Source organism: Pseudomonas syringae, from assembly GCF_023278085.1.
Classification (GTDB): Bacteria; Pseudomonadota; Gammaproteobacteria; order Pseudomonadales; family Pseudomonadaceae; genus Aquipseudomonas; species Aquipseudomonas syringae_Q.
Genome location: NZ_CP066265.1, coordinates 5092119 through 5114439 on the forward strand (window position 1 = coordinate 5092119; position 22321 = coordinate 5114439).

Genomic DNA, 22321 nt, shown 5'->3' on the forward strand with positions numbered 1-22321 from the left:
ATCGCTGTGAACAGAACCTAGCCGTATCGACATCATTTGGGTTAATTTCGGCACCATTAGCGTGGTGCCGAGTCCATTTGGGTGGTACGACGAAGAGCAGTGATTGTGAACAGGCGTTACAGATCCAACCAGGCGACCACGCCAGTTCCTTTCTTCACCCTTGTAGACCGTCAAGTCCACCCCCATATCGGGGCGACCGATGCGTGAAGGATTACACCTTGAGCGAACTTTTGAACCGTCGTCTTGCCCTGCTCGGCGAGCGCAACAACCTCTCTTTGCTGGAGCAATGCCTGCACGGTATAGAGCGTGAGTGTCTGCGCGTCACTGCAGCGGCAGAACTGGCCCGCACGCCTCATCCACAAGCTCTGGGTGCCGCACTGACCAATGGCCAGGTCACCACCGATTATTCCGAATCGCTGCTGGAGTTCATCACACCAGCGCTGAAGAACCCGGCTGAAACCCTCGACAGCCTCGACAAGATCCATCGCTTCGCCTACAGCAAGCTGGACAACGAGCTGCTGTGGAGCCCGTCGATGCCCTGCCCGCTGCCCGACGAAGAGCACATCCCGATCGCGTATTACGGCACGTCGAACATCGGCAAGCTCAAGTACGTCTATCGCAAGGGCCTGGCATTGCGTTACGGCAAGACCATGCAGTGCATTGCCGGCATTCACTACAATTTCTCGTTGCCGGAAGACGCCTGGGCGCTGCTCAAGCAGACCGAAGACTTTGCTGGCGACGCACGGGACTATCAGTCGCATTCCTACATCGCGCTGATCCGTAATTTCCGTCGTTACAGCTGGCTGCTGATGTACCTGTTCGGTGCTTCACCGGCGCTGGACGCGGGTTTTCTGCGCGGCCGCGAGCATCAGCTGGAGCAACATTTCGACGCCGATACGTTGTATCTGCCCTACGCCACCAGCCTGCGCATGAGCGATCTGGGTTATCAGAGCGATGCCCAGGCTGACCTGACGCCGTGCTACAACGATCTGGTCAGTTACACCGACAGCCTGCGCAAGGCCGTGGCCACGCCGTACCAGCCTTACGTCGATGTCGGCACTCATGACCAGAACGGCGAATGGATTCAGCTCAACACCAATGTGTTGCAGATCGAAAACGAGTACTACTCCAACATCCGTCCGAAGCGCGTGACCTATAGCGGCGAACGTCCTATTCAGGCGCTGGTGGCGCGTGGCGTGCAGTACGTCGAAGTACGCTGCCTGGACATCAATCCGTTCCTGCCTACCGGTATCAGCCTGGAGCAGTCGCGCTTCATCGACGCGTTCGTGCTGTACTGCGCGCTCGAAGAAAGCCCGCAGCTGGCTGGCCACGAGTGTTCGAATGCCAGTTCGAACTTCCTGGCGGTGGTCAAGGAAGGCCGCCGTCCGGGTCTGAACCTGATGCGCGATAACAGCCCGGTCGAGCTCAAGGCCTGGGCCACCGAGCTGCTGGAGAAAATCACCCCGATTGCCAGGCTGCTCGATCAGGCGCAGGGCATCGACGAGCACATCAAGTCGATTGCTGTGCAACAGGCCAAGATCGACGACACCGCCCTGACACCGTCAGCCCAGGTACTGGCGAGCATGAAAGCGCATGGCGAAGGCTTTACAGCGTTCTCCCTGCGCCAGAGCCAGGTCCACGCCGAATACTTCCGCACCCACCCGCTGAGCGCCGAAGAACAGGCACACTTCGAAGCCCTGGCCAAAACCTCCATCGAGGAACAGGTCGAGCTGGAAGCAACGGAAGAAGTGGTGGATTTCGACACGTTTGTCGGGTCGTATCAGGCGAGCATTCTGTCGATCAGTAACTGATCAGGGTGTGACGCAGAGCGTCACGAACTGCATTCCCACGCTGGAGCGTGAGGAACGATCGGTGTATGAACTGGAGCGCGAGGAACGATGAGTGTCTGAGCTGGAGCGTGAGGTACGATAGGTGGTCTGGAAAACACCTATCGTACCCACGCTCCGCGTGGGCACGCCGTTCTGGACGCTCCGCGTCCGCACTTGAGCTTAAATCGCCTTCTCGAAGATCTTCGAATTTCTCTGGAAGTTGTACAACGACGCACGCGCACTTGGCAGGCGGTCGACGCTGCTCGGCTCGAAACCGCGCTCACGGAACCAGTGTGCGGTGCGGGTGGTGAGGACGAACAGGGTTTTGAGACCCAGCGCGCGGGCACGGTTTTCGATGCGCTCCAGCAACTCGTCACCACGCCCGCCGTGACGGTACTCGGGATTTACCGCCAGACACGCCAGCTCGCCCGCCTCTGAATCGGCAATCGGATACAGCGCCGCACAGGCAATGATCAAGCCTTCGCGCTCGACCACGCTGAACTGGGTAATCTCGCGCTCCAGCACTTCGCGGGAGCGGCGTACCAGGATGCCCTGCTCTTCCAGCGGCGTGATCAGGTCCATTAAGCCGCCGACGTCCTCGATGGCCGCTTCACGGACCAGTTCGAATTGCTCCTGCGCCACCAGCGTACCGCCACCGTCGCGGGTAAACAATTCGGTCAGCAGAGCGCCGTTCTCGGCATAACTGACGATATGGCTGCGCGCCACGCCACCGCGACAGGCTTCGGCCGCCGCATCCAGCAATTCCGCCTGATAGTTGCCACCCAGACGCTGCAAGTGTGCAGGCACCTGCTGCGGACGCAGCTCGCGCACCAGTCGGCCCTGTTCGTCCAGCAACCCGGTTTCGGCACCGAACAGCAACAATTTATCGGCGGCCAGATCAATGGCCGCACGGGTAGCGACGTCTTCGCAGGCCAGATTGAAAATCTCGCCGGTCGGCGAATAGCCCAGCGGCGACAGCAGCACGATATGGCGTTCATCCAGCAAGCGGTTGATGCCCTTGCGGTCGACCCGACGGACTTCGCCGGTGTGCTGATAATCGACGCCTTCCAGTACGCCGATAGGCCGTGCAGTCACCACATTGCCACTGGTCACCCGCAGGCGTGAGCCCTGCATCGGCGAAGCGGCCATATCCATCGACAGGCGCGCTTCAATAGAGATGCGCAACTGGCCGACGGCATCGATCACGCATTCCAGGGTTTCGGTGTCGGTGATCCGCAGATCACGGTGGTAACGCGGGGTGATCCCGCGCTGGGCCAGGCGGCTTTCGATCTGTGGACGCGAGCCGTGTACCAGCACCAGGCGCACGCCCAGGCTGTGCAGCAGCACCAGGTCGTGGACGATGTTGCCGAAGTTGGGATGCTCTACGCCATCGCCGGGCAGCATGACGACGAAGGTGCAATCGCGGTGGGCATTGATGTAAGGGGACGCGTGGCGAAGCCAGTTGACGTATTCGGGCATGACAACAAGAGCCTGTAGATAAAATGGACGAAAAGAAAAAGCACGCACAACGGTGTGGTGGTTATCGTCGGAACAGGCTTGGCAACACGCGCACTCTCCTTTTCTTCAACCTGTGTGGGACCTGACTCACTGAGGCGTCAGGCAGTAATGCTCGATCAACTGACGTAACAGACGCACTGTAGGGTTCAGACGTGACATTTCGAGGTATTCCCCCGGCTGATGCGCGCAGGCGATATCACCCGGGCCGAGCACCAGTGTTTCACAACCAAGGCGCTGAAGATAAGGCGCTTCGGTGCCGAACGCTACTGCTGCGGCGGTATGACCGGTCAGTCGTTCAGCTACACGCACCAGTTCTGCATCGGCCACCTGTTCGAACGGCGCGCACTCGGGAAACAGTGGAGCGTAGTCGATCTGCACCTGATGCAACTCGGCGAGCGGTTGCAGCTTCTGCCGGATCGCGGCACGCAGCACGTCCGGGTCCATGCCTGGCAGCGGACGCAGGTCGAACTCCAGCGAGCACTGGCCGCAGATGCGGTTCGGGTTGTCGCCGCCATGAATGCAGCCCAGGTTGAGGGTCGGTTGCGGGACGCTGAATTGTGGATTGCGGTACTCAAGCTGCCACTGTTTGCGCAGGCCCTTGAGCTCGCTGATCGCGTCGTGCATGGCTTCCAGAGCGCTGTGCCCCAGGCTTGGATCTGAAGAGTGGCCGCTGCGCCCGAGAATATGGATGCGCTCCATCATCACGCCCTTGTGCATGCGGATCGGCTTGAGCCCGGTCGGCTCGCCGATCACCGCCGCACGGCCCAGCGGGCGGCCAGCCTCTGCCAGCGCACGGGCTCCGGCCATCGAACTTTCTTCATCGCAGGTCGCAAGGATCAGCAGCGGCTGCTTGAACGGCTGGTCGAGCAGACCGCGCACCGCCTCGATGATCAGCGCAAAGAAGCCTTTCATGTCGCAGCTGCCCAGCCCGACCCAACGGCCATCGACTTCGGTCAGCTTCAGCGGGTCGGTTTTCCACAGCGCTTCGTCGAACGGTACGGTGTCGCTGTGCCCCGCCAGCACCAGGCCGCCGGGGCCGGTGCCGAAAGTCGCCAGCAGGTTGAACTTGCCGGGCGAAACCTGCTGAATGTCGCAGGCAAAACCCAGATCGCCAAGCCACCCGGCCAGCAGGTCGATGACAGGCCGATTGGTCTGGTCCAGAGAAGGCTGAGTACAGCTCACCGATGGCGCAGCGATCAAGGCTGCAAACTGGTCTTTCATGGACGGCAACGGCATGGACGTTTCCTGTAATCAAGACAAAACAGAGCTCATCATAGGGCCATAGCAACCCAGGAATAAACCGTTTCGGGTCATGTCCTGTACACTGCCGCCCTCAGCAGCCGTTCAGTCATGGGCTGCGCTCCCGTTATCAGCATCAGCGTTTGGATTCCCCCGGCCATGCAAAAAGAAACAGAAATCAAACTCCGCGTCAGCCGCGAGACCCTCGCTGCACTGCGCGAACATCCGTTGCTCAAGAAGCGCAACAAAAGTGGCTGGGAGCGCCTGGAACTGTCGAACCAGTATTTCGATACCCCGGAGCGCGAGCTGGCACATGCCAAGGTAGCGCTGCGCATCCGTCGCGATGGCGATCAGATCATCCAGACCATGAAGACACGCGGGCAAAGCGTTGCCGGCCTGTCCGAGCGCAATGAATACAACTGGGACCTGACCAAAGCCAAGCTGGACCTGAAAAAGCTCGAAGGCGATTGCTGGCCCGAGCAACTGGCCGGGCTGGACAAGAAAACCATCAAGCCGCTGTTCACCACTGATTTTGTCCGTGAAAAAGCCGAAATCGCCTGGGGGCGCGGCAAGACCAAGGTCGTGATCGAGGCTGCGCTGGACCTGGGCCAGGTCGTAGCGGGCAAGCAGAAGGAAGAAATCTGCGAGCTGGAACTGGAGCTGCGCGAAGGTGATCCTGCCGCCCTGCTGGAACTGGCCGCCGAACTGGCTGCAACGTTGCCGTTGATGCCGTGTGATATCAGCAAGGCTGAGCGCGGCTATCGCCTGCTCGACGCCAGCAGCTACTCCCTGAGCCTGCCGACACCCACCTTGAACGCAGAAACGCCGCTGGACGACGCCTACTCGGCGCTGGCCTGGCATCTGCTGGGCAGCAGCCAGCGTCTGGCCGAGCAATACCGTTTCAATGGCCACTGGCGACTGCTGCAGGACTGGGTCGAAATGCTGGCTGAGCTGCGCGCGCTGACCGGCAGCCTGGGTCAGGCCGCACCGCGCAGTTCGTCAGCGCAATTGCGTACCGCACTGGATGCCTTGCTGGAAGACTGGCGCCCGCTGGTTCAGGCCGGTCAGGAAGATGGTGATGTTCGTGGCGCTGCTCACGAGCAGTTTCTTGAAGAATTGCAGGACACTCGCTGGGGCGAGTTCTCGCTGAACACCTCACGCTGGTTGCTGGCACGCAGCTGGACGACCGAGCGCAACACACGCGGCAACCGCCAGGGCGCTGCGCTGTTGAGCAGCTGGCTGCCTCGCCTGCTGGGTGAAGAGGCGACGTCCCTGCAACTGAGCCGCTATCAGCAGCAGCCGGAAGACCTTGCCGAGCAACTGCCACGCATCGAGCGCATCCAGGCTTGGCTGCACTGGGCACGCGGCGCGCTGGACCTGCCGGAGCTGGACCGCCTGTACGGTGAACTGCGCAAACTGGAAGAGCTGGCTCATCTGGACATCAGCGACGAAGTCCTCGACGCCCGCGTTCAGCAAGCCATCACCGTGTTCCAGAGCCGCGCGTGGAAAACCTTGTTGCGTTTGTAACAGCCCTCAAACCACGACGATTATCGTGCCCACTCCGCGTGGGCACGCATTTCCGGACGCTCTGCGTCCGACCTTGAGTGTGCGGCGCAGCGCAGAGTTGTGACGCAGAGCGTCACGAAAAGGCATTTCCACGCAGAGCGTGGGAACGAGAATCACGCGGAGCTTTGGCACGAGAGTAACAAGCCGCATCCCCCTCCCGGCTGAATCCATTTAGCTGCTACAGTAATGCCCGGTCGCACAGAAGGCGCAACGCTGTCACGCCTGGCGACTACTCTTGCTCATGGTCTGTTGATCAATAGTCTCAAGGAGCGCGCATGGCAGCCCTGGCCCCCTCTTCACAGGATCGCTGGCTCGATCTGAACGATGTGTTGCGCGATCTGGTCGCCGAAGGCTTTCTCGGCCAGGACGACTCGGAAACCGCGCTCATCCAGCGCCGCAGTGCGGTGAACATCCAGTTGCACCCTCTCGAATTTCTTGCGTCGCTGCAGTTTGATGACCTGAAACGGCCCGGCAAAAAGCTCGACCTGGAAACACTCACCGCCTGGCTGGCGAAGGCCTGCGACCAGCCCTACATGCGCATCGACCCGCTGAAGATCAACGTAGCGGCGGTCACGCCATTGATGTCCTATGCCTTCGCCCAGCGTCACAAGATTCTCGCCGTGGCGGTGGATCGCGAATCGGTGACCATCGCCAGCGCGCAGCCTTATGTGCGCTCGTGGGAAGCCGACCTTGCCCACGTGCTCAAGCTTCAGGTGAAGCGCGTCGTCGCCAACCCGACAGACATCCAGCGCATGGCGATGGAGTTTTTCCGGTTGGCGAAGTCGGTCAGCGGCGCCAACGCGTCTGAACAGAAAATGAGCAACATGGGCAACTTCGAACAGTTGCTCAAGCTCGGCGCCAGCGATCAGGAACCCGACGCCAACGACGCGCACATCGTCAATATCGTCGACTGGCTGTTTCAATACGCGTTCCAGCAACGTGCCAGCGACATTCACATCGAGCCGCGCCGCGAACAGGGCACTGTGCGCTTCCGCATCGATGGCGTGCTGCACAACGTCTATCAGTTTCCGGCGCAGGTCATCATGGCGATTGTCAGCCGCCTGAAAAGCCTGGGGCGGATGAACGTCGCTGAAAAGCGCAAGCCGCAGGACGGCCGCGTCAAGACCACCACCCCTGAGAACCGCGAAGTCGAACTGCGCCTGTCGACCCTGCCGACGGCATTCGGCGAGAAGATGGTGATGCGGATTTTCGACCCTGAGGTGCTGCTCAAGGATTTCGACCAGCTGGGTTTTTCCAGCGATGATTTGCGGCGCTGGCAGGACATGACCCGCCAGCCCAACGGCATCATCCTGGTCACCGGCCCGACCGGTTCAGGCAAGACCACCACGCTGTACACCACCCTCAAGAAGCTGGCGACCTCGGAGGTCAACCTCTGCACCATCGAGGACCCGATCGAGATGGTCGAGCCTGCCTTCAACCAGATGCAGGTGCAGCACAATATCGAGCTGAGCTTCGCTGCGGGTGTCCGCGCATTGATGCGACAAGACCCGGATATCATCATGATCGGCGAGATTCGCGACCTGGAGACGGCCGAAATGGCGATCCAGGCCGCGTTGACCGGTCACTTGGTGCTCTCGACACTGCACACCAACGATGCACCCAGCGCGATCAGCCGGATGCTGGAACTGGGCGTGCCGCATTACCTGCTCAAAGCCACCATCCTCGGCGTCATGGCCCAGCGCCTGGTGCGCACCTTGTGTCCGCACTGCAAGGCACCGATCAACCTGAACGAAACCGACTGGCAAACCCTCACCCGCCCGTGGCAGGCTCCCGTACCGCCCGGCGCGCATCAGGCGGTGGGCTGCGTGGAATGCCGTGATACGGGTTATCGAGGGCGGGCCGGGGTCTACGAGATCATGGTCATGTCGGACAACATCAAAGCGTTGATCTCCGCAGACCTCGACCTCAACGCCATGCGTCGCCAGGCTTTCAAGGAAGGCATGCGTAGCTTGCGCCTGTCCGGCGCCCAGAAAGTCTCGGCGGGGCTGACTACACTGGAAGAAGTGCTGCGGGTTACGCCACAGAGTGAGCAGCGCTAGACAGGTTAGAGGCGGTATTGCCGCAGCCCGCCAGCTAAAGTGAACCACTTAGTTCACATTGATTGAACTAGTTCATGGCTTTGGCTATCCAACCCCTCAGAACAACCACAGTCGGAGTATCTCACCATGCGTCTCAAGTTTGCTGTCGCCACCGTAGCCTTGCTTTCCATCCCGATGGGTTCAGCGATGGCTGACACCTTCTGGCGTAATGTACTGTCCTCGGGCGCTACCACTGGCTCGAGTTACCTCACCTTCAAGGATCACAAGCTGATCGTTGCCGCTCAGGATGATGCCGGCAGCTACGTCGCCAGCAACGGCGACATTCGTGGTCCGTTTCTGGAAGCGGCTATCCAGCAGGTGCGTAAAGACAATCCTGGCTTGAAAGCGACCGACATGGAACTGGCCAACGCAATCCTGGACAAGAACCTGGTTGCTGAAAGTCAGTAAGCGTCACGCATAAAAAATGCCGCTCGATGAGCGGCATTTTTTTGCGCGGTGATTACTCGCCGATGGCGCTTTTGTAACCTGCGGAGTCCAGCAGTTTAGCCAGATCAGCGTCAGCATCAGTCGGCTTCAGCTTGAAGATCCAGGCGCTGTACGGTTCGCTGTTGAGCGACTCGGGCGAATCGCCCAGTGCTTCGTTGACTTCGACCACTTCGCCCGCCACTGGCGAGTAGATGTCCGAAGCAGCCTTGACCGACTCGACAACGCCAGCAGCATCACCCGCGGCGAACACCTTGCCGATTTCCGGCAGTTCAACGAAAACCACATCGCCCAGCGCTTCCTGTGCGTGGTCCGAGATGCCGACAGTCACGGTGCCATCGGCCTCAAGACGCGCCCATTCATGACTTTCGGCGAAACGCAGCTCGGCGGGAATATTGCTCATTTAGTCATCCTCAACATCGATCGGGTCAGCGGAAAACCCGCCATAGGTTAGATCAGGGCTTTGCCATGTCGCACGAACGCAGGCTGCACCACCCGCACCGGATACCACTTGCCGCGGATTTCCACCTCGGCCCGGTCGGCAGTCGCCATCGGAACACGCGCCAGCGCAATGGATTTGCTCAACGTAGGAGAGAAACTACCACTGGTGATCTCACCTTCGCCAATTTCTGCGATTCTTACCACCTGATGAGCCCGCAACACGCCACGCTCTTCGAGCACCAGACCGACCAGTTTGAAGGCAACCCCTTCGGCTCGTTCGCGCTCCAGAGCCTTGCGGCCTATGAAGTCACGGTCGGCAGGCTCCCAGGCGATGCTCCAGGCAATGTTCGACACCAGCGGTGAAACGCCCTCGCCGATATCCTGACCATACAGGTTCATGCCCGCCTCAAGGCGCAACGTGTCACGAGCCCCCAGGCCGATGGGGGAAATACCCGCGCCGACCAGCTCATTGAAAAAGCTCGGCGCCTGCTCGGCAGGCAGCATGATTTCCAGGCCGTCTTCGCCGGTATAGCCCGTACGTGCGATGAACCAGTCGGCATCATCGCGGCCTTCGAACGGTTTGAGCTCGGTGATCAGCCTGGCGCGCGAGCTGGAAACCAGATCGGCAATCCTCGCCCGGGACCGTGGCCCCTGAATGGCCAGAATCGCCATCTCGCTGCGCTCGTTCAGTTGCACATCGAAGTCGCCCAGTTGCGACTTCATCCAGGCAAGATCCTTGAAACCGTTCGCGGCGTTGACCACCAGACGATAACCTTCGGCGGTCAGGTAGACGATCATGTCGTCGATGATTCCGCCCGCCTCATCCAGCATGGCGCTGTAGAGCGCCCGGCCCGGTGTAGTGAGCCGGTCGACATCATTGGCCAGCAAGTAACGCAGCCAGGCATTGGCCTGACGACCGACCACGTCGATCACGTTCATGTGAGAGACATCGAAGACCCCACAGTCGCGACGCACCTGATGGTGCTCCTCGACCTGCGATCCATAATGCAACGGCATGTCCCAGCCACCAAAATCGACCATCTTCGCGCCAAGGGCGAGGTGCAGGTCGAACAGGGGGGTACGCTGTCCCATGGGTTTCTCCTTCCGGGCGTGGCGAGGGTGCGGGCAGAAAAAGTCGACAAGCCCCCAATAGACCGGGGTTTGCAGCACGTTTACAACTGGCCGAATAATCTGACAGACCGCACCGATTGCGGCGCATTGTAGCCGCAAGGTGTGGACCCCGCACCTAACCAATGTGACGAGCAGAGCGCCGAATCAACCCGATGACAGGCAATAATCCTACAAGCACCAGCGTCAAAGCCGGCAGCGCCGCGCGCGCCCACTCACCCTCGCTGGTCATTTCGAAGATCCGCACGGCGAGCGTATCCCAGCCAAACGGGCGCATCAGCAGGGTTGCAGGCATCTCTTTGAGCACATCGACGAACACCAGCAACGCGGCGCTCAGGGCTCCGGGCACCAGTAGCGGCAGGTACACGTTAAGAAACAACTTGGGCCCACTGACGCCCAGACTGCGTGCGGCCTCGGGCAATGAAGGTCGAATGCGCGACAGGCTGTGCTCCAGCGGACCAAAGGCAACTGCGATGAACCGCACCAGGTAGGCCAGCAGCAGCGCTGACAGGCTACCCAGCAACAAGGGCTTGCCCGCCCCGCCCAGCCAGCCGGACAGCGGGATCACCAGTTCCCGGTCCAGATAACTGAACGCCAGCATGATCGAGACCGCCAGCACCGAACCCGGCAGCGCATAGCCCAGATTGGCGAGGCTGACCCCGGAGCGAATCGCGGGCGTCGGTGCCATGCGTCGGGCAAAAGCCAGAATCAATGCCACGCTGACGGTGATCAGGGCGGCGATGCTGCCCAGATAGAGGGTGTGCAGGATCAGACCGACGTAACGCTCATCCAGGTCGAACCGGCCACGCTGCCAGACCCAGATGATCAATTGCAGCACCGGAACGACGAAGGCGCAGAGAAATACCAGCCCACACCAGGCACTGGCACCCCATGCCTTGAAGCCGCGCAGCGGGTAGAGCGCCTGGCCTCGGGGCCGTTCGTTGGTCGGGCGGCTTGCGCCTCGGGCACGGCGCTCGCCGTACAACAGGATCAGCACCGCTAACAGCAGCAGGCTTGCCAGTTGTGCGGCGCTGGAGAGGCTGAAAAAGCCGTACCAGGTTTTGTAGATGGCGGTGGTGAAGGTGTCGAAGTTAAACACCGAGACTGCACCGAAGTCCGCCAGGGTTTCCATCAGCGCCAAGGCCACACCCGCACCAATGGCCGGACGCGCCATCGGCAGTGCCACTCGCCAGAACGCCTGCAAAGGGCTTTGCCCCAATACGCGTGCGGCTTCCATCAGGCCCTTGCCCTGGGCCAGAAAAGCCGTGCGTGCCAGCAGGTAGACGTAAGGGTAGAAAACCAGCACCAGCACGATGATCACCCCGCCCGTGGAGCGCACACGCGGCAGGCGCAGGCCAGCGCCGAACCATTCACGCATCAGGCTCTGCACCGGGCCGGAAAAATCCAGCAGGCCGACGAAGACGAACGCCAGCACATAGGCAGGAATGGCAAACGGCAGCATCAGCGCCCAGTCCAGCCAGCGCCGACCGGGAAATTCACACAGGCTGGTCAGCCACGCCAGACTCACTCCCAGCAGCGTTACACCCACGCCCACACCCAGCAGCAGGATCAACGTATTGCCCAGCAGGCGCGTCATCTGGGTGTCGAGCAGATGAGACCAGATCTGCCCGTCAATCGTCCCCCACGACAGCAGCAGAACGCTCAGCGGCAACAACACCAGCGCAGCGATGGCGAAGACCAGGGGATACCAGCGACGTTGGACAGGATGGGCCAAGGGGTTCTCGAAATGAGGGGTTATACGTCTCTAAGTCATGCATCCATGCGGAACAGCCCGCTCAAGATCGGACGCGGAGCGTCCAGAACGGCGCTCCCACGCTGGAGCGTGGGAGCGATAATTGATAGAGCCAAGCGTTGGGTATTAAATCAATTCCAGCCCGCGCGATCCATCATGCGGATGGCTTCTGCCTGGCGCTTGCCTGCCACTTCGACCGGCAGGGTATCGGCCTTGAACGGCCCCCAGCTTGCCACTTCCTCGGAGGGTGCCACCTTCGGGTTGGCTGGGAACTCCTGGTTGACGCTGGAAAAGATCGTCTGCGCCTCGGGGCCGGTCATCCATTCGACCAGCGCCTTCGCCGCTTCCGGGTGCGGGGCATGCCTGGTAAGGCCGATGCCCGACAGGTTGACGTGTACGCCGCGATCAGACTGGTTCGGCCAGAACAGTTTTACCGCCAGGTCAGGGTTCTGCTTGTGCAGCCGGCCGTAGTAGTACGTATTGACGATGCCGACGTCGCACTGCCCGGCATTGATCGCCTCAAGCACTGCGATGTCATCGGAAAACACATCCGTTGACAGGTTGTTCACCCAGCCCTTGAGAATCTTCTCGGACGCTTCGGCACCGTGGGTTTCGATCAGTGTGGCGGTCAGCGACTGGTTATAAACCTTCTTTGCGGTGCGCAGGCACAGGCGCCCTTCCCAGTTCTTGTCGGCCAGCGCTTCGTAGGTGGTCAACTCCGCCGGTTTTACCCGATCCGTCGAATAGGCAATGGTACGGGCTCGCAGGCTCAGGCCGGTCCAGCTGTGGGTGGACGAGCGATATTGCGCAGGAATATTGGCTTCGATCACCGGCGAGGTGAACGGCTGCAGGATGCCCATTTGCTCGGCCTGCCAAAGGTTGCCGGCATCGACCGTCAGCAACAGATCGGCAGTCGCGTTCTCGCCCTCGGCCTTGATGCGCTGCATCAAAGGCGCTTCCTTGTCGGTGATGAATTTGATCTTCACACCGGTCTTGGCCGTGTAAGCATCGAACACCGGCTTGATCAGTTCGTCGATCCGGGAGGAATACACCACCACCTCGTCGGCGGCCTGAGCGGTGCCGCCCAGCAAAGTCAGTGTCAGAGCAGCCAGAAGACGCTTGCTTGCCTGCATCGGGGTATCTCGCGTTCGCAAATGAGGCGAAATGGTAGTGAATCCCATTTGCTATCTCAATCGAAGCGCGAACAGAGCCGTTACCGAATGTTTCCAGGCTTCATCAATTACGCGCTCAGCAAACCGCCTTCGCCTTGGAAAAGTTTGCGATCTTGCGCAATTTCTCGACGTCGAACACTTCCAGTTGCCCTATGCCCAGGCGTATGACCTTGCGCTCGTGCAGGTCCTCAAGCACTTCCAGCAAGGCTGAAAGCGAGAGGCCTTGCAACGAGCTGATTTCATCGAGCGTGATCAGACGCCGCGCATGACTCAACGGGCCATACCCCTCACTCAGCACCAGCAGCCGCCACGCGACTCGTGATCGGGGCGGCAACTGTCGCAGTTTGTCGGGATTTTGCAGTGGCAAGCCAAGCTTCTGGCTCAGCAGCGCCGCGAATGATCGCCAGTACTCGGGGTGCTGGTCGAGCAACGACACGAGGAATGACTGAGGCACATGCAAAAAGATGGTCTGCTCCAGCGAACAGACCTCGAACCGGCGCGGCATCCCGTCGAACAGCGAGACTTCGCCGAACCAGTACGGCCGCCGGATCGGCTCATGCCGGGGCCCCAGCCGCTGAACATGCGCGCCGCCAATGCGCACGTTGCCCTCCAGCAGCGCATAAAGACCGCAGGGCTCAGCGCCTTTTTCGAACAGCATCTTGCCGGGCGTCTTGCGCACCTGGCGAGCTGCATGCAGCACGCTATCCTGCAACGCGGCAGGCAAATGGGAAAACCAGTAGTCGGATAGCAACGATGACCGCCACAGCACTCCGTTTGTCATTTTTGCTCCCTTTTATTGCGGGCATTCGTATTGCAAAGGCGATACGGTAGCTAAAACCGATTATCGTCGCAGGCAGGATAATAATGAAAACCCTTGTCGATCATCTCAGTCAATACGCGTCCTATCATCGTGATTCGCGCAATATCGTGACGCACTTCGTGGGTATCCCGTTAATTGTGCTCGCGGTGGCGGTGCTGCTGTCGCGTCCGGGCTGGAACATCGGCGGGTTGTGGTGCTCGCCTGCGGCAGTGGTGACGCTGGCGTCGACGGTCTTTTACCTGAAACTCGACCGTGCGCTGGGCGTGGTGATGGCGGCGTTGCTGGTGCTGTGCGTCTGGGCTGGCGCGCTTCTGGCGCAGCAGGCCACCCTGGTCTGGCTGAGTGCGGGGGTCGGGTTGTTCGTGGTCGGCTGGGTGATCCAGTTCATCGGCCATTACTACGAAGGCCGTAAACCGGCGTTTATCGATGACGTGACAGGCCTGATCATCGGCCCGCTGTTCGTGGTCGCCGAACTGGCGTTCCTGATGGGCCTGCGCAAACCCTTGCAGCACGCCATCGAAGAACGCTCCGGCCCGGTAGGGCGACATGTGCGCAAGGCGGTGGTTTAGCACCGCTACCTGAAGTCGGACGCAGAGCGTCCAGAACGGCATTCCCACGCTGGAGCGTGAGGAACGATAGGTGGCCGGAAGAACGCTGATCGTGCCGACGCTCCCTCGCTCCAGCGCACACGCTCAGCCCCTCAAAGCTTCTGCCAGACCTTCGGTTTGAAGAACAGCGTCTCGCCCTTGGCAAGGCCCACCAGGCTGTCGTGGTCTTTCACCACTTCGGCTTCGATCAGTTCGCTCTGCCCTTCCACTTTCAACGTGACCCGCGTGGTCGCGCCCAGCGGTCGGATGTCGCGGACTTCTGCGGCATGGTGGTCTTCGATTTCCTGACGTGACAACGACACTTCGTGCGGCCGGAACAGCACATGGCCCTCGTCACCCAGGCTCAGGCGGTTGGAGTCGCCGAGGAAGTGGTAGACGAAGTCGTTGGACGGGTTCTCGTACACCTCGCCCGGCGAGCCGATCTGTTCGATCACGCCCTTGTTCATGACCACGATGCGGTCGGCCACTTCCATGGCTTCTTCCTGATCGTGGGTCACGAAAACCGACGTCAGGTTGATGTCTTCGTGCAAGCGCGCCAGCCAGCGACGCAGCTCCTTGCGGACCTTGGCGTCCAGCGCACCGAACGGCTCGTCCAGCAACAACACTTTGGGCTCGACCGCCAACGCACGGGCCAGCGCGATCCGCTGGCGCTGACCACCGGACAACTGCTCAGGATAACGATCAGCCAGCCAGTCCAGTTGCACCATGTTCAGCAGTTCGTGGACCTTTTCGGCGATCCGCGTTTCAGTCGGGCGCTCGCGCTTGGGCTTCATGCGCAGGCCAAAGGCGACGTTGTCGAACACCGTCATGTGACGGAACAGCGCGTAATGCTGGAACACGAACCCGACGTTGCGATCACGCACGTCATGGCCGGAAACGTCTTCGCCATGAAACACGATGCTGCCGTCATCCGGGGTTTCCAGACCGGCAATAATGCGCAGCAGAGTGGTCTTGCCGCAGCCTGAAGGCCCCAGCAAAGCCACCAGCTCGCCACTCTGGATGTCCAGACTGATGTTGTTAAGCGCCTTGAAGGCGTTGAAGTTCTTGCTGACGTTACGGACTTCGATCGACATGATTATTCCTCCGCCGCGTTATGGCGCAGACGGTTAATGCGCGATTCGCTCCACTGCTTGAGCAGCAGGATGAACAGCGCCAGGATCAGCAACAGGCTCGCCACGGCAAAGGCTGCGACGTGGTTGTACTCGTTGTAGAGAATTTCGACATGCAGCGGCAGGGTGTTGGTAACGCCGCGAATGTGCCCGGACACCACCGACACCGCGCCAAACTCGCCCATCGCCCGGGCGGTACACAGCACCACGCCATAGATCAGGCCCCATTTGATGTTCGGCACCGTGACGTGCCAGAACATCTGCCAGCCATTGGCGCCGAGCAGGCGTGCGGCCTCCTCTTCCTGGGTGCCCTGCTCCTGCATCAGCGGGATCAGTTCACGCGCCACGAACGGCACGGTGACGAATATGGTCGCCAGCACGATGCCCGGCAGGGCAAACACGATCTGGATGTCGTGATCCTGCAACCACGGACCGAACAGGCCCTGCGCGCCAAACATCAGCACGTAGACCAGACCGGCGATAACCGGCGATACCGAAAACGGCAGGTCGATCAGCGTGACCAGGATGCTCTTGCCACGAAACGAGTATTTGCTCACGCACCACGCCGCGCTGACGCCGAACACCAGGTTGAGCGGCACCGAAATCAAGACGGCAATGACCGTCAGCTTGAGGGCCGACAAGGCGTCCGGCTCCAGGATCGCAGTGAAGAATGCACCCAGGCCGTTCTTCAGCCCCTGGGACACCACGATGAACAGCGGCAAGCCCAGAAACAGCACGAACACCAGCCAGCACAGGCCGATCAGGATACGTCGCGACACCGCGCTGCCACGGCGGGCGGCGTTGGCTGAGGCGGCGGCTGAAACAGATGAATAAGACATGTTCTGCGCCTCCTCAGGATGGGGTTTCGATGCGCCGCTGCAACAGATTGATCAGCAGCAACAGAATGAAGGACACCACCAGCATCATCACGCCGATGGCCGTTGCGCCGGTGTAGTCGTACTGGTCAAGCTTGACCATGATCAGCAACGGCAGGATCTCGGTTTTCATCGGCATGTTGCCAGCAATGAAAATCACCGAACCGTACTCGCCCACGCCTCGGGCAAACGCCAGGGCAAAACCGGTCAGCCAGGCGGGCAACAACGCCGGCACGAGGATGTGGCGAAACACCTGCAACGGACGCGCGCCCAGGCAGGCGGCGGCCTCCTCGACTTCGCGGGGAATGTCGGCCAGCACCGGCTGCACGGTGCGCACCACGAACGGCAGCGTGACGAAGGTCAGCGCCAGGGTGATGCCCAACGGGGTGTAGGCGATCTTGAAGCCCAGGTCTGCAGCGAACTGCCCGACCCAGCCATTGGGCGCGTACAGCGCTGTCAGGGCGATACCGGCCACAGCGGTCGGCAGGGCAAACGGCAGATCGATCATGGCGTCGATGATCTTGCGGCCGGGGAAGGTGTAACGCACCAGCACCCAGGCCAGCAGCGTGCCGATCACACCATTGATCAAGGCCGCGTAGAACGCGGTGCCGAAACTCAGCTTGAGCGCCGCGATCACGCGAGGCGCCGTGATGATGGTCCAGAACTGATCCCAGGTGAGCTGCGCGGCATGCACGAACATGGCGGCCAGCGGTATTAGCACAATCAGACTGAGGTACACCAAGGTGTAGCCCAGCGTCAGCCCGAAGCCGGGTATGACGGGGGAGATACGACGCGACATAAAAGTCCCTGGTTTCACTTGCACGAAGCCCGGAAGTTAATCCGGGCTGCCTGACCAAACCTGCGATGCCACTCGCGCGGCATCGCCATTCGGTTTATTGCGCTTGGTAAATCTGGTCGAACACGCCGCCATCATTGAAAAACTTCGGCTGCGCAGTCTTCCAGCCACCAAAGTCTTTGTCGATAGTCACCAGATCGAGCTTCGGAAACTGCTTCTCGTATTTGGCAGCGATTTCCTTGTCACGTGGACGATAGAAGTTTTTTGCGGCGATTTCCTGACCTTCCTTGCTGTACAGGTGCTTGAGGTATTCGGTCGCGATTTCAGTGTTGCCCTTCTTCTCGGCATTCTTGTCGACCACGGCCACTGGCGGCTCGGCGAGAATCGACAGCGAAGGCACGATGATGTCGAACTTGTCTTTGCCGCCATCTTCCTTCAGCGCGAGGAACGCTTCGTTTTCCCAGGCCAGTAAAACGTCGCCCTGGCCGTTGTTGACGAAGGTGATCGTCGAACCCCGAGCACCGGTGTCCAGAATCGGCACGTGCTTGAACAGCGTCTGCACGTATTCCTTGGCTTTGGCTTCGTCACCGCCGCCCGCCTTCAGGCCGTAGGCCCAGGCGGCCAGGAAGTTCCAGCGCGCACCGCCCGAGGTTTTCGGGTTGGGGGTGATCACCGAAACGCCTTCCTTGGTGAGATCGCCCCAGTCCTTGATGCCTTTCGGGTTGCCCTTGCGCACCAGAAACACGATGGTCGAGGTGTAAGGCGTGCTCGCGTCAGGCAGGCGGGTCTGCCAGTTTTCGGGCAGCGTTTTGCCGAGTTTGGCGATTTCGTCGATGTCACCGGCCAGTGCCAGGGTCACCACGTCGGCGCGCAGACCGTCGATCACGCCCCGCGCCTGCTTGCCCGAACCACCGTGAGACTGCTTGATCTCGATCTTGTCGTCCGGATGGGCTTTCTTCCAGTAATTGACGAATTCTGCGTTGTAATCCTGATACAGCTCGCGTGTCGGATCGTAAGACACGTTGAGCAGTTCGTAATCCTTGGCAACAGCCGAACCTGCGAAAACGGCACTGGCGATGGCGGCCAGTGCAAAGCGGCGAATGGACATAGATGAAGCTCCCGGAAATTCTGTGTGTCGGCTTTTTGAGTTCTTCTTGGCGCGTCAGCGCGGTATCCGTGCTGGCGAGCTGCTTGTGTTCAGCGGTGCTTCAGGAGTCAGGATGAAGCCCTCCGGTTGACCAGTCGGGTTGCAACGTCAGTTCTGCTTGGCGGCAGGGTTCTGCAAACGGAATTTTTCCTTGCGCTCGATCTGCACCACCTGTGCGTTATGCACAGTGATTTCGACGGCGCCAAAACGCAGGTCACGCAACGCACTCTGTATCTCACGCAGAATGGCTGCTTCGTCCTGACCGTCAACACTACGTAGAGATGCGCTCATTATCTTATTCCTTGAAAGGTGAGAAACCTGCCGTCGCGACTGGGTCGATGGCTGTGGCGATGGCGTAATCATAGTGAGGCGGAGATATTCTTAAAAAGACTATTTAAGAATGCAGATATAACCAAAAGAAATTTAGCAAACGGGATACGGTCAGGATGTGTTGCACATCCTGACCAGCGTTATGCGCTTGGGTAGCGGCCTAGTTGAACGCGGGCGCGTGAGCCCAGTCGATTGACTGCGCGGGCATTGGCCGGGCGAACCAGTAGCCCTGGCCCAACTGGCAACCATTGCTCAGCAGAAATGACGCCTGGCTGGCATGTTCGATACCTTCTGCCAGCACGCGCATACCCAGGCTGGAAGCCAGCGCGATGACTGTCCGGACAATCGCGATGTCATCATCGTCACCCGGCAGCCCGGCGACGAAGCCTTGATCGATCTTGAGCTTCTGCACCGGCATGCTCTTGAGCCGCAAGAGTGACGAGTAGCCAGTGCCAAAATCGTCGATGGCCAGGCTCAGGCCCAGTTCACGCAGCCGGTGCAATTGCTCGATGGCCTGCTCGGGGTCCTCCATGACCGCGCTTTCAGTGACTTCCAGCTCAAGAAACGTCGGATCAAGCCCGGTATCGTTCAGTACCTGTGCCACTTGCCGATCCAGATCGCCCCGGCTGAACAGACGGCTGGACACGTTGACCGCGACGGACGCAATCGCAACGCCCGCCGCCAGCCACGCCTGCATTTGCCGGCAGGCGGTATTCAGCACCCAGGCGTCGATATCGACGATCAGCCCGTTCTGCTCGGCGATGGGGATAAAATCGCCCGGCGACACCATGCCGCGAGTCGGGTGTTGCCAGCGCACCAGCGCTTCGACAGCGCAAATGCGCCCGGTCACCAGGTCGTGAACCGGCTGGTAGAACACCCGCAATTCTTCCTGCTCAATCGCCTGACGCAGTTCGCTGGCCAGTTGCACCCTTTGCCGGGCATGGACGGTCAGTTCTTCGGTGTACAGCGCAAAGCCTTCACGGCCGTCATTCTTAGCCTTGAACAGCGCTGAGTCGGCATTGCGCAGCAACTGTTCGGCGGTCAGTGCGTCACCGGGAAACAGGCTGATGCCGATACTGGCGGTGACAAACAGCTGATGCCCGGCGATGACGTAAGGCGACTTGAACGCGTTGATCACCTGCTGCGCGAGGGCCGCAGCATGAACCATTTGCGCACAGTTTTTGACCAGCAGCGCGAATTCATCACCGCCCAGACGCGAGACCGTCATGTCACGGTTGGCCAGCCCCTTGAGGCGTTCGGCGGCCGCCTTGAGCACCTCGTCGCCGATGTTATGGCCGAGGCTGTCGTTGATGTTTCTGAAGTTATCCAGATCCACCAGCAACAGCGCACAACCGCGCTTGCTGGAGCGTGCCGAGGTCAGCGCCTGGCTGATACGGTCGGTCAACAGCAAACGGTTCGGCAATTCAGTCAGCGCGTCATAGTGCGCCAGTTGCGCCAGTTCCTGCTCGGAGCGCTTGATGGCCGTGATGTCGGAAAACACCGCCACGTAGTGCCTGGCTTTCCCGTCATCACCCTTGATGCTGCGGATGGTCTGCCACTGCGGGTAGATCTCGCCGCTTTTGCGCCGATTCCAGATCTCGCCGCTCCACTGACCGGCACTCAGCAGCGAGTGATACATCTGCCGATAAAACTCGGGGCCATGCCGACCGGACTTGAACTTGCTGGGGTTGAAGCCCAGAACCTCTTCGGCCTGATAGCCGGTAATGTCGACAAACGCGCGATTGACGTGGACGATGCGCCCTGCGGCATCACTGACCAGCACACCTTCACGCGTGCTGTCGAATACAACCGCTGCGAGCAGCAGCCGGTCATAGTCTTGCTGTTGCCGCTCAAACAGCGCCTCGCCGCCGACGATGCACTTCAATCTGTCACGTGCAATGAAGATCATGACGGCGCTGAGCAGCGCCCAGCTGCAACCGATCATCTGGTGCCCGAAAGCCAGCTGCGCCGGATCGTCGACCAGAAAAGGCAGCAGGTAATCGCCGGTCACGAACCACAGAATCGACAGCAGCCCATACAGAACGGCGGTTCGCAGCGCGCCACGGGAATAATCGGACATAAAAAACGGAGGCCTGACTAAAGGTCTGGATTATAAAGCAAGAAACATCCTGCGACTCTTATCTGCAAGGGTGACTGGTTTTCTGTGCAATGTCAGTGATAATGCTCTGGCGACTTTTTTCTTCACCGGCAATTTCTACGAGGGCCAAACAGCCTATGTGGTACAACGGTTTGCTCGACCTTTCCGTCTGGCAGGTAATAGCAGTCACGCTGGTAATGACCCACGTGACGATTATTGGCGTCACGGTCTATCTGCACCGCTACTCAGCGCACCGCTCGCTTGAACTCAATGCGGGGCTGAAGCACTTCTTCCGTTTCTGGCTGTGGCTGACCACTGCCCAGAACACCCGCGAGTGGACGGCCATCCACCGCAAGCATCACGCGAAATGCGAAACCATCGACGACCCGCACAGCCCGGTCGTCAAGGGCCTGTCCACAGTGCTGCGCAAGGGCGCCGAGCTGTATCGCGAAGAAGCACAGAATCAGGACACCCTGCGCATCTACGGCAAAAACTGCCCGGAAGACTGGATCGAGCGCAATCTGTACTCGCGCTACAAGCTGCTGGGTATCGCCCTGATGGCGGTGATCGATGTGGCCCTGTTCGGCGCCCTCGGCATCACCGTCTGGGCGGTGCAGATGATGTGGATTCCGTTCTGGGCGGCAGGCGTGGTCAACGGCCTTGGCCATGCGGTCGGCTATCGCAATTTCGAGTGCCGTGACGCGGCGACCAATCTGGTGCCGTGGGGCATCGTGATCGGCGGTGAAGAGCTGCACAACAACCACCACACCTATCCCAACTCGGCCAAGCTGTCCGTCAAGCCGTGGGAGTTCGACATGGGCTGGGCCTGGATCAAGGTGTTCAGCTTCCTGCGTCTGGCCAAGGTCCAGCGGGTTGCGCCTATCGCCCACCGGGTCGAAGGCAAGGGCAGCATGGACATGGACACCGCCATGGCGATCCTCAACAACCGGTTTCAGATCATGGCGCAGTACCGCAAGCTGGTGATCGCGCCACTGGTTGCCCAGGAGCTGGGCAAGGCTGACGAATCGGTGCGCCATCAGTTCCGCCGTGCCAAACGGCTGCTGTCACGTGAGACCAGCCTGCTCGATGACAAGCACCACCTGCGTATCCAGACCATGCTGGAACACAGTCACGCGCTGAAGGTGATCTACGAAAAACGCCTCGCGTTGCAGCAGATCTGGGTCAAGACCAGCAGCAATGGTCACGACATGCTGTCAGCCATGAAAGAGTGGATTCACGAAGCCGAAGCCAGTGGCATTCAGTCCCTGCGCGACTTCGCTGACCAGCTGAAAACCTACTCGCTGCGCCCTGCGCACGCCTGATACCGTTGATCGGCGCGCCCCTCTCGG

19 protein-coding genes are annotated in these 22321 nt (G+C 60.2%); 6 read left to right on the forward strand and 13 right to left on the reverse strand.

Annotated features, from left to right (window positions below; translation table 11 throughout):
* The first annotated feature begins 218 nt into the window (after window positions 1-218).
* Window positions 219-1811, forward strand: a complete 1593-nt coding sequence (gshA, locus tag I9H07_RS22610) for a glutamate--cysteine ligase (protein WP_058824875.1) — start codon at window positions 219-221, stop codon at window positions 1809-1811.
* A gap of 198 nt (window positions 1812-2009) precedes the next feature.
* Here gshA and argA read toward each other — a convergent pair whose 3' ends face one another.
* Window positions 2010-3308, reverse strand: a complete 1299-nt coding sequence (gene argA / locus I9H07_RS22615; RefSeq protein ID WP_024673543.1) for an amino-acid N-acetyltransferase — start codon at window positions 3306-3308, stop codon at window positions 2010-2012.
* 126 nt (window positions 3309-3434) lie between these two features.
* Complete coding sequence (gene argE / locus I9H07_RS22620) at window positions 3435-4583, reverse strand: acetylornithine deacetylase (protein ID WP_236424915.1); 1149 nt, start codon at window positions 4581-4583, stop codon at window positions 3435-3437.
* 162 nt (window positions 4584-4745) lie between these two features.
* On the opposite strand from argE, the gene I9H07_RS22625 reads away from it, so the two are divergent.
* The 3 genes from I9H07_RS22625 to I9H07_RS22635 all read left to right on the forward strand — a co-directional run bounded on the left by I9H07_RS22625 (window position 4746) and on the right by I9H07_RS22635 (window position 8659).
* Complete coding sequence (locus I9H07_RS22625; protein ID WP_236424917.1) at window positions 4746-6113, forward strand: inorganic triphosphatase; 1368 nt, start codon at window positions 4746-4748, stop codon at window positions 6111-6113.
* Window positions 6114-6427: 314 nt separating this feature from the next.
* Window positions 6428-8212: a GspE/PulE family protein gene (locus I9H07_RS22630; protein ID WP_024673373.1), complete on the forward strand. Its 1785-nt coding sequence runs from the start codon at window positions 6428-6430 to the stop codon at window positions 8210-8212.
* A gap of 126 nt (window positions 8213-8338) precedes the next feature.
* Window positions 8339-8659, forward strand: a complete 321-nt coding sequence (locus I9H07_RS22635; protein WP_024673374.1) for a DUF2388 domain-containing protein — start codon at window positions 8339-8341, stop codon at window positions 8657-8659.
* A gap of 52 nt (window positions 8660-8711) precedes the next feature.
* Here the strand turns inward: I9H07_RS22635 and gcvH are convergent, their stop codons facing one another.
* The 5 genes from gcvH to I9H07_RS22660 all read right to left on the reverse strand — a co-directional run bounded on the left by gcvH (window position 8712) and on the right by I9H07_RS22660 (window position 13970).
* Entirely contained in the window at window positions 8712-9098 is a 387-nt protein-coding gene (gene gcvH, locus I9H07_RS22640) for a glycine cleavage system protein GcvH (RefSeq protein WP_024645101.1), read from the reverse strand.
* A gap of 47 nt (window positions 9099-9145) precedes the next feature.
* Window positions 9146-10228: a glycine cleavage system aminomethyltransferase GcvT gene (gene gcvT / locus I9H07_RS22645; RefSeq protein WP_058392362.1), complete on the reverse strand. Its 1083-nt coding sequence runs from the start codon at window positions 10226-10228 to the stop codon at window positions 9146-9148.
* Window positions 10229-10382: 154 nt separating this feature from the next.
* Complete coding sequence (locus tag I9H07_RS22650) at window positions 10383-11999, reverse strand: ABC transporter permease (RefSeq protein WP_236424919.1); 1617 nt, start codon at window positions 11997-11999, stop codon at window positions 10383-10385.
* A gap of 149 nt (window positions 12000-12148) precedes the next feature.
* A complete protein-coding gene (locus I9H07_RS22655) occupies window positions 12149-13150 on the reverse strand; it encodes an extracellular solute-binding protein (RefSeq protein ID WP_236424921.1) in 1002 nt (333 codons plus the stop codon).
* Window positions 13151-13265: 115 nt separating this feature from the next.
* Window positions 13266-13970, reverse strand: coding sequence for a Crp/Fnr family transcriptional regulator (locus I9H07_RS22660; protein WP_024675256.1), 705 nt, complete (start codon window positions 13968-13970; stop codon window positions 13266-13268).
* Between the two features lie 83 nt (window positions 13971-14053).
* Between I9H07_RS22660 and I9H07_RS22665 the strand changes: the two genes are divergently transcribed.
* Entirely contained in the window at window positions 14054-14578 is a 525-nt protein-coding gene (locus tag I9H07_RS22665; RefSeq protein WP_025390920.1) for a DUF962 domain-containing protein, read from the forward strand.
* A gap of 131 nt (window positions 14579-14709) precedes the next feature.
* Here the strand turns inward: I9H07_RS22665 and I9H07_RS22670 are convergent, their stop codons facing one another.
* The 6 genes from I9H07_RS22670 to dibA all read right to left on the reverse strand — a co-directional run bounded on the left by I9H07_RS22670 (window position 14710) and on the right by dibA (window position 20954).
* Window positions 14710-15690, reverse strand: a complete 981-nt coding sequence (locus tag I9H07_RS22670; RefSeq protein WP_236424922.1) for a sulfate/molybdate ABC transporter ATP-binding protein — start codon at window positions 15688-15690, stop codon at window positions 14710-14712.
* A gap of 2 nt (window positions 15691-15692) precedes the next feature.
* Complete coding sequence (cysW, locus tag I9H07_RS22675; protein WP_002551394.1) at window positions 15693-16565, reverse strand: sulfate ABC transporter permease subunit CysW; 873 nt, start codon at window positions 16563-16565, stop codon at window positions 15693-15695.
* A gap of 13 nt (window positions 16566-16578) precedes the next feature.
* The gene (gene cysT / locus I9H07_RS22680) at window positions 16579-17400 is read right to left on the reverse strand and encodes a sulfate ABC transporter permease subunit CysT (RefSeq protein ID WP_003421596.1); all 822 of its coding nucleotides are present in this window, start codon (window positions 17398-17400) and stop codon (window positions 16579-16581) included.
* A gap of 94 nt (window positions 17401-17494) precedes the next feature.
* Complete coding sequence (locus tag I9H07_RS22685) at window positions 17495-18505, reverse strand: sulfate ABC transporter substrate-binding protein (protein WP_236425998.1); 1011 nt, start codon at window positions 18503-18505, stop codon at window positions 17495-17497.
* Window positions 18506-18652: 147 nt separating this feature from the next.
* The gene (oscA, locus tag I9H07_RS22690) at window positions 18653-18835 is read right to left on the reverse strand and encodes a sulfur starvation response protein OscA (protein ID WP_024675259.1); all 183 of its coding nucleotides are present in this window, start codon (window positions 18833-18835) and stop codon (window positions 18653-18655) included.
* A 199-nt stretch (window positions 18836-19034) separates the two neighbouring features.
* A complete protein-coding gene (gene dibA / locus I9H07_RS22695; protein ID WP_236425584.1) occupies window positions 19035-20954 on the reverse strand; it encodes a phosphodiesterase DibA in 1920 nt (639 codons plus the stop codon).
* 155 nt (window positions 20955-21109) lie between these two features.
* Here dibA and desA point away from each other — a divergent pair, with 155 nt between their 5' ends.
* The gene (gene desA, locus I9H07_RS22700; RefSeq protein WP_024675261.1) at window positions 21110-22294 is read left to right on the forward strand and encodes a delta-9 fatty acid desaturase DesA; all 1185 of its coding nucleotides are present in this window, start codon (window positions 21110-21112) and stop codon (window positions 22292-22294) included.
* Window positions 22295-22321 lie beyond the last annotated feature (27 nt).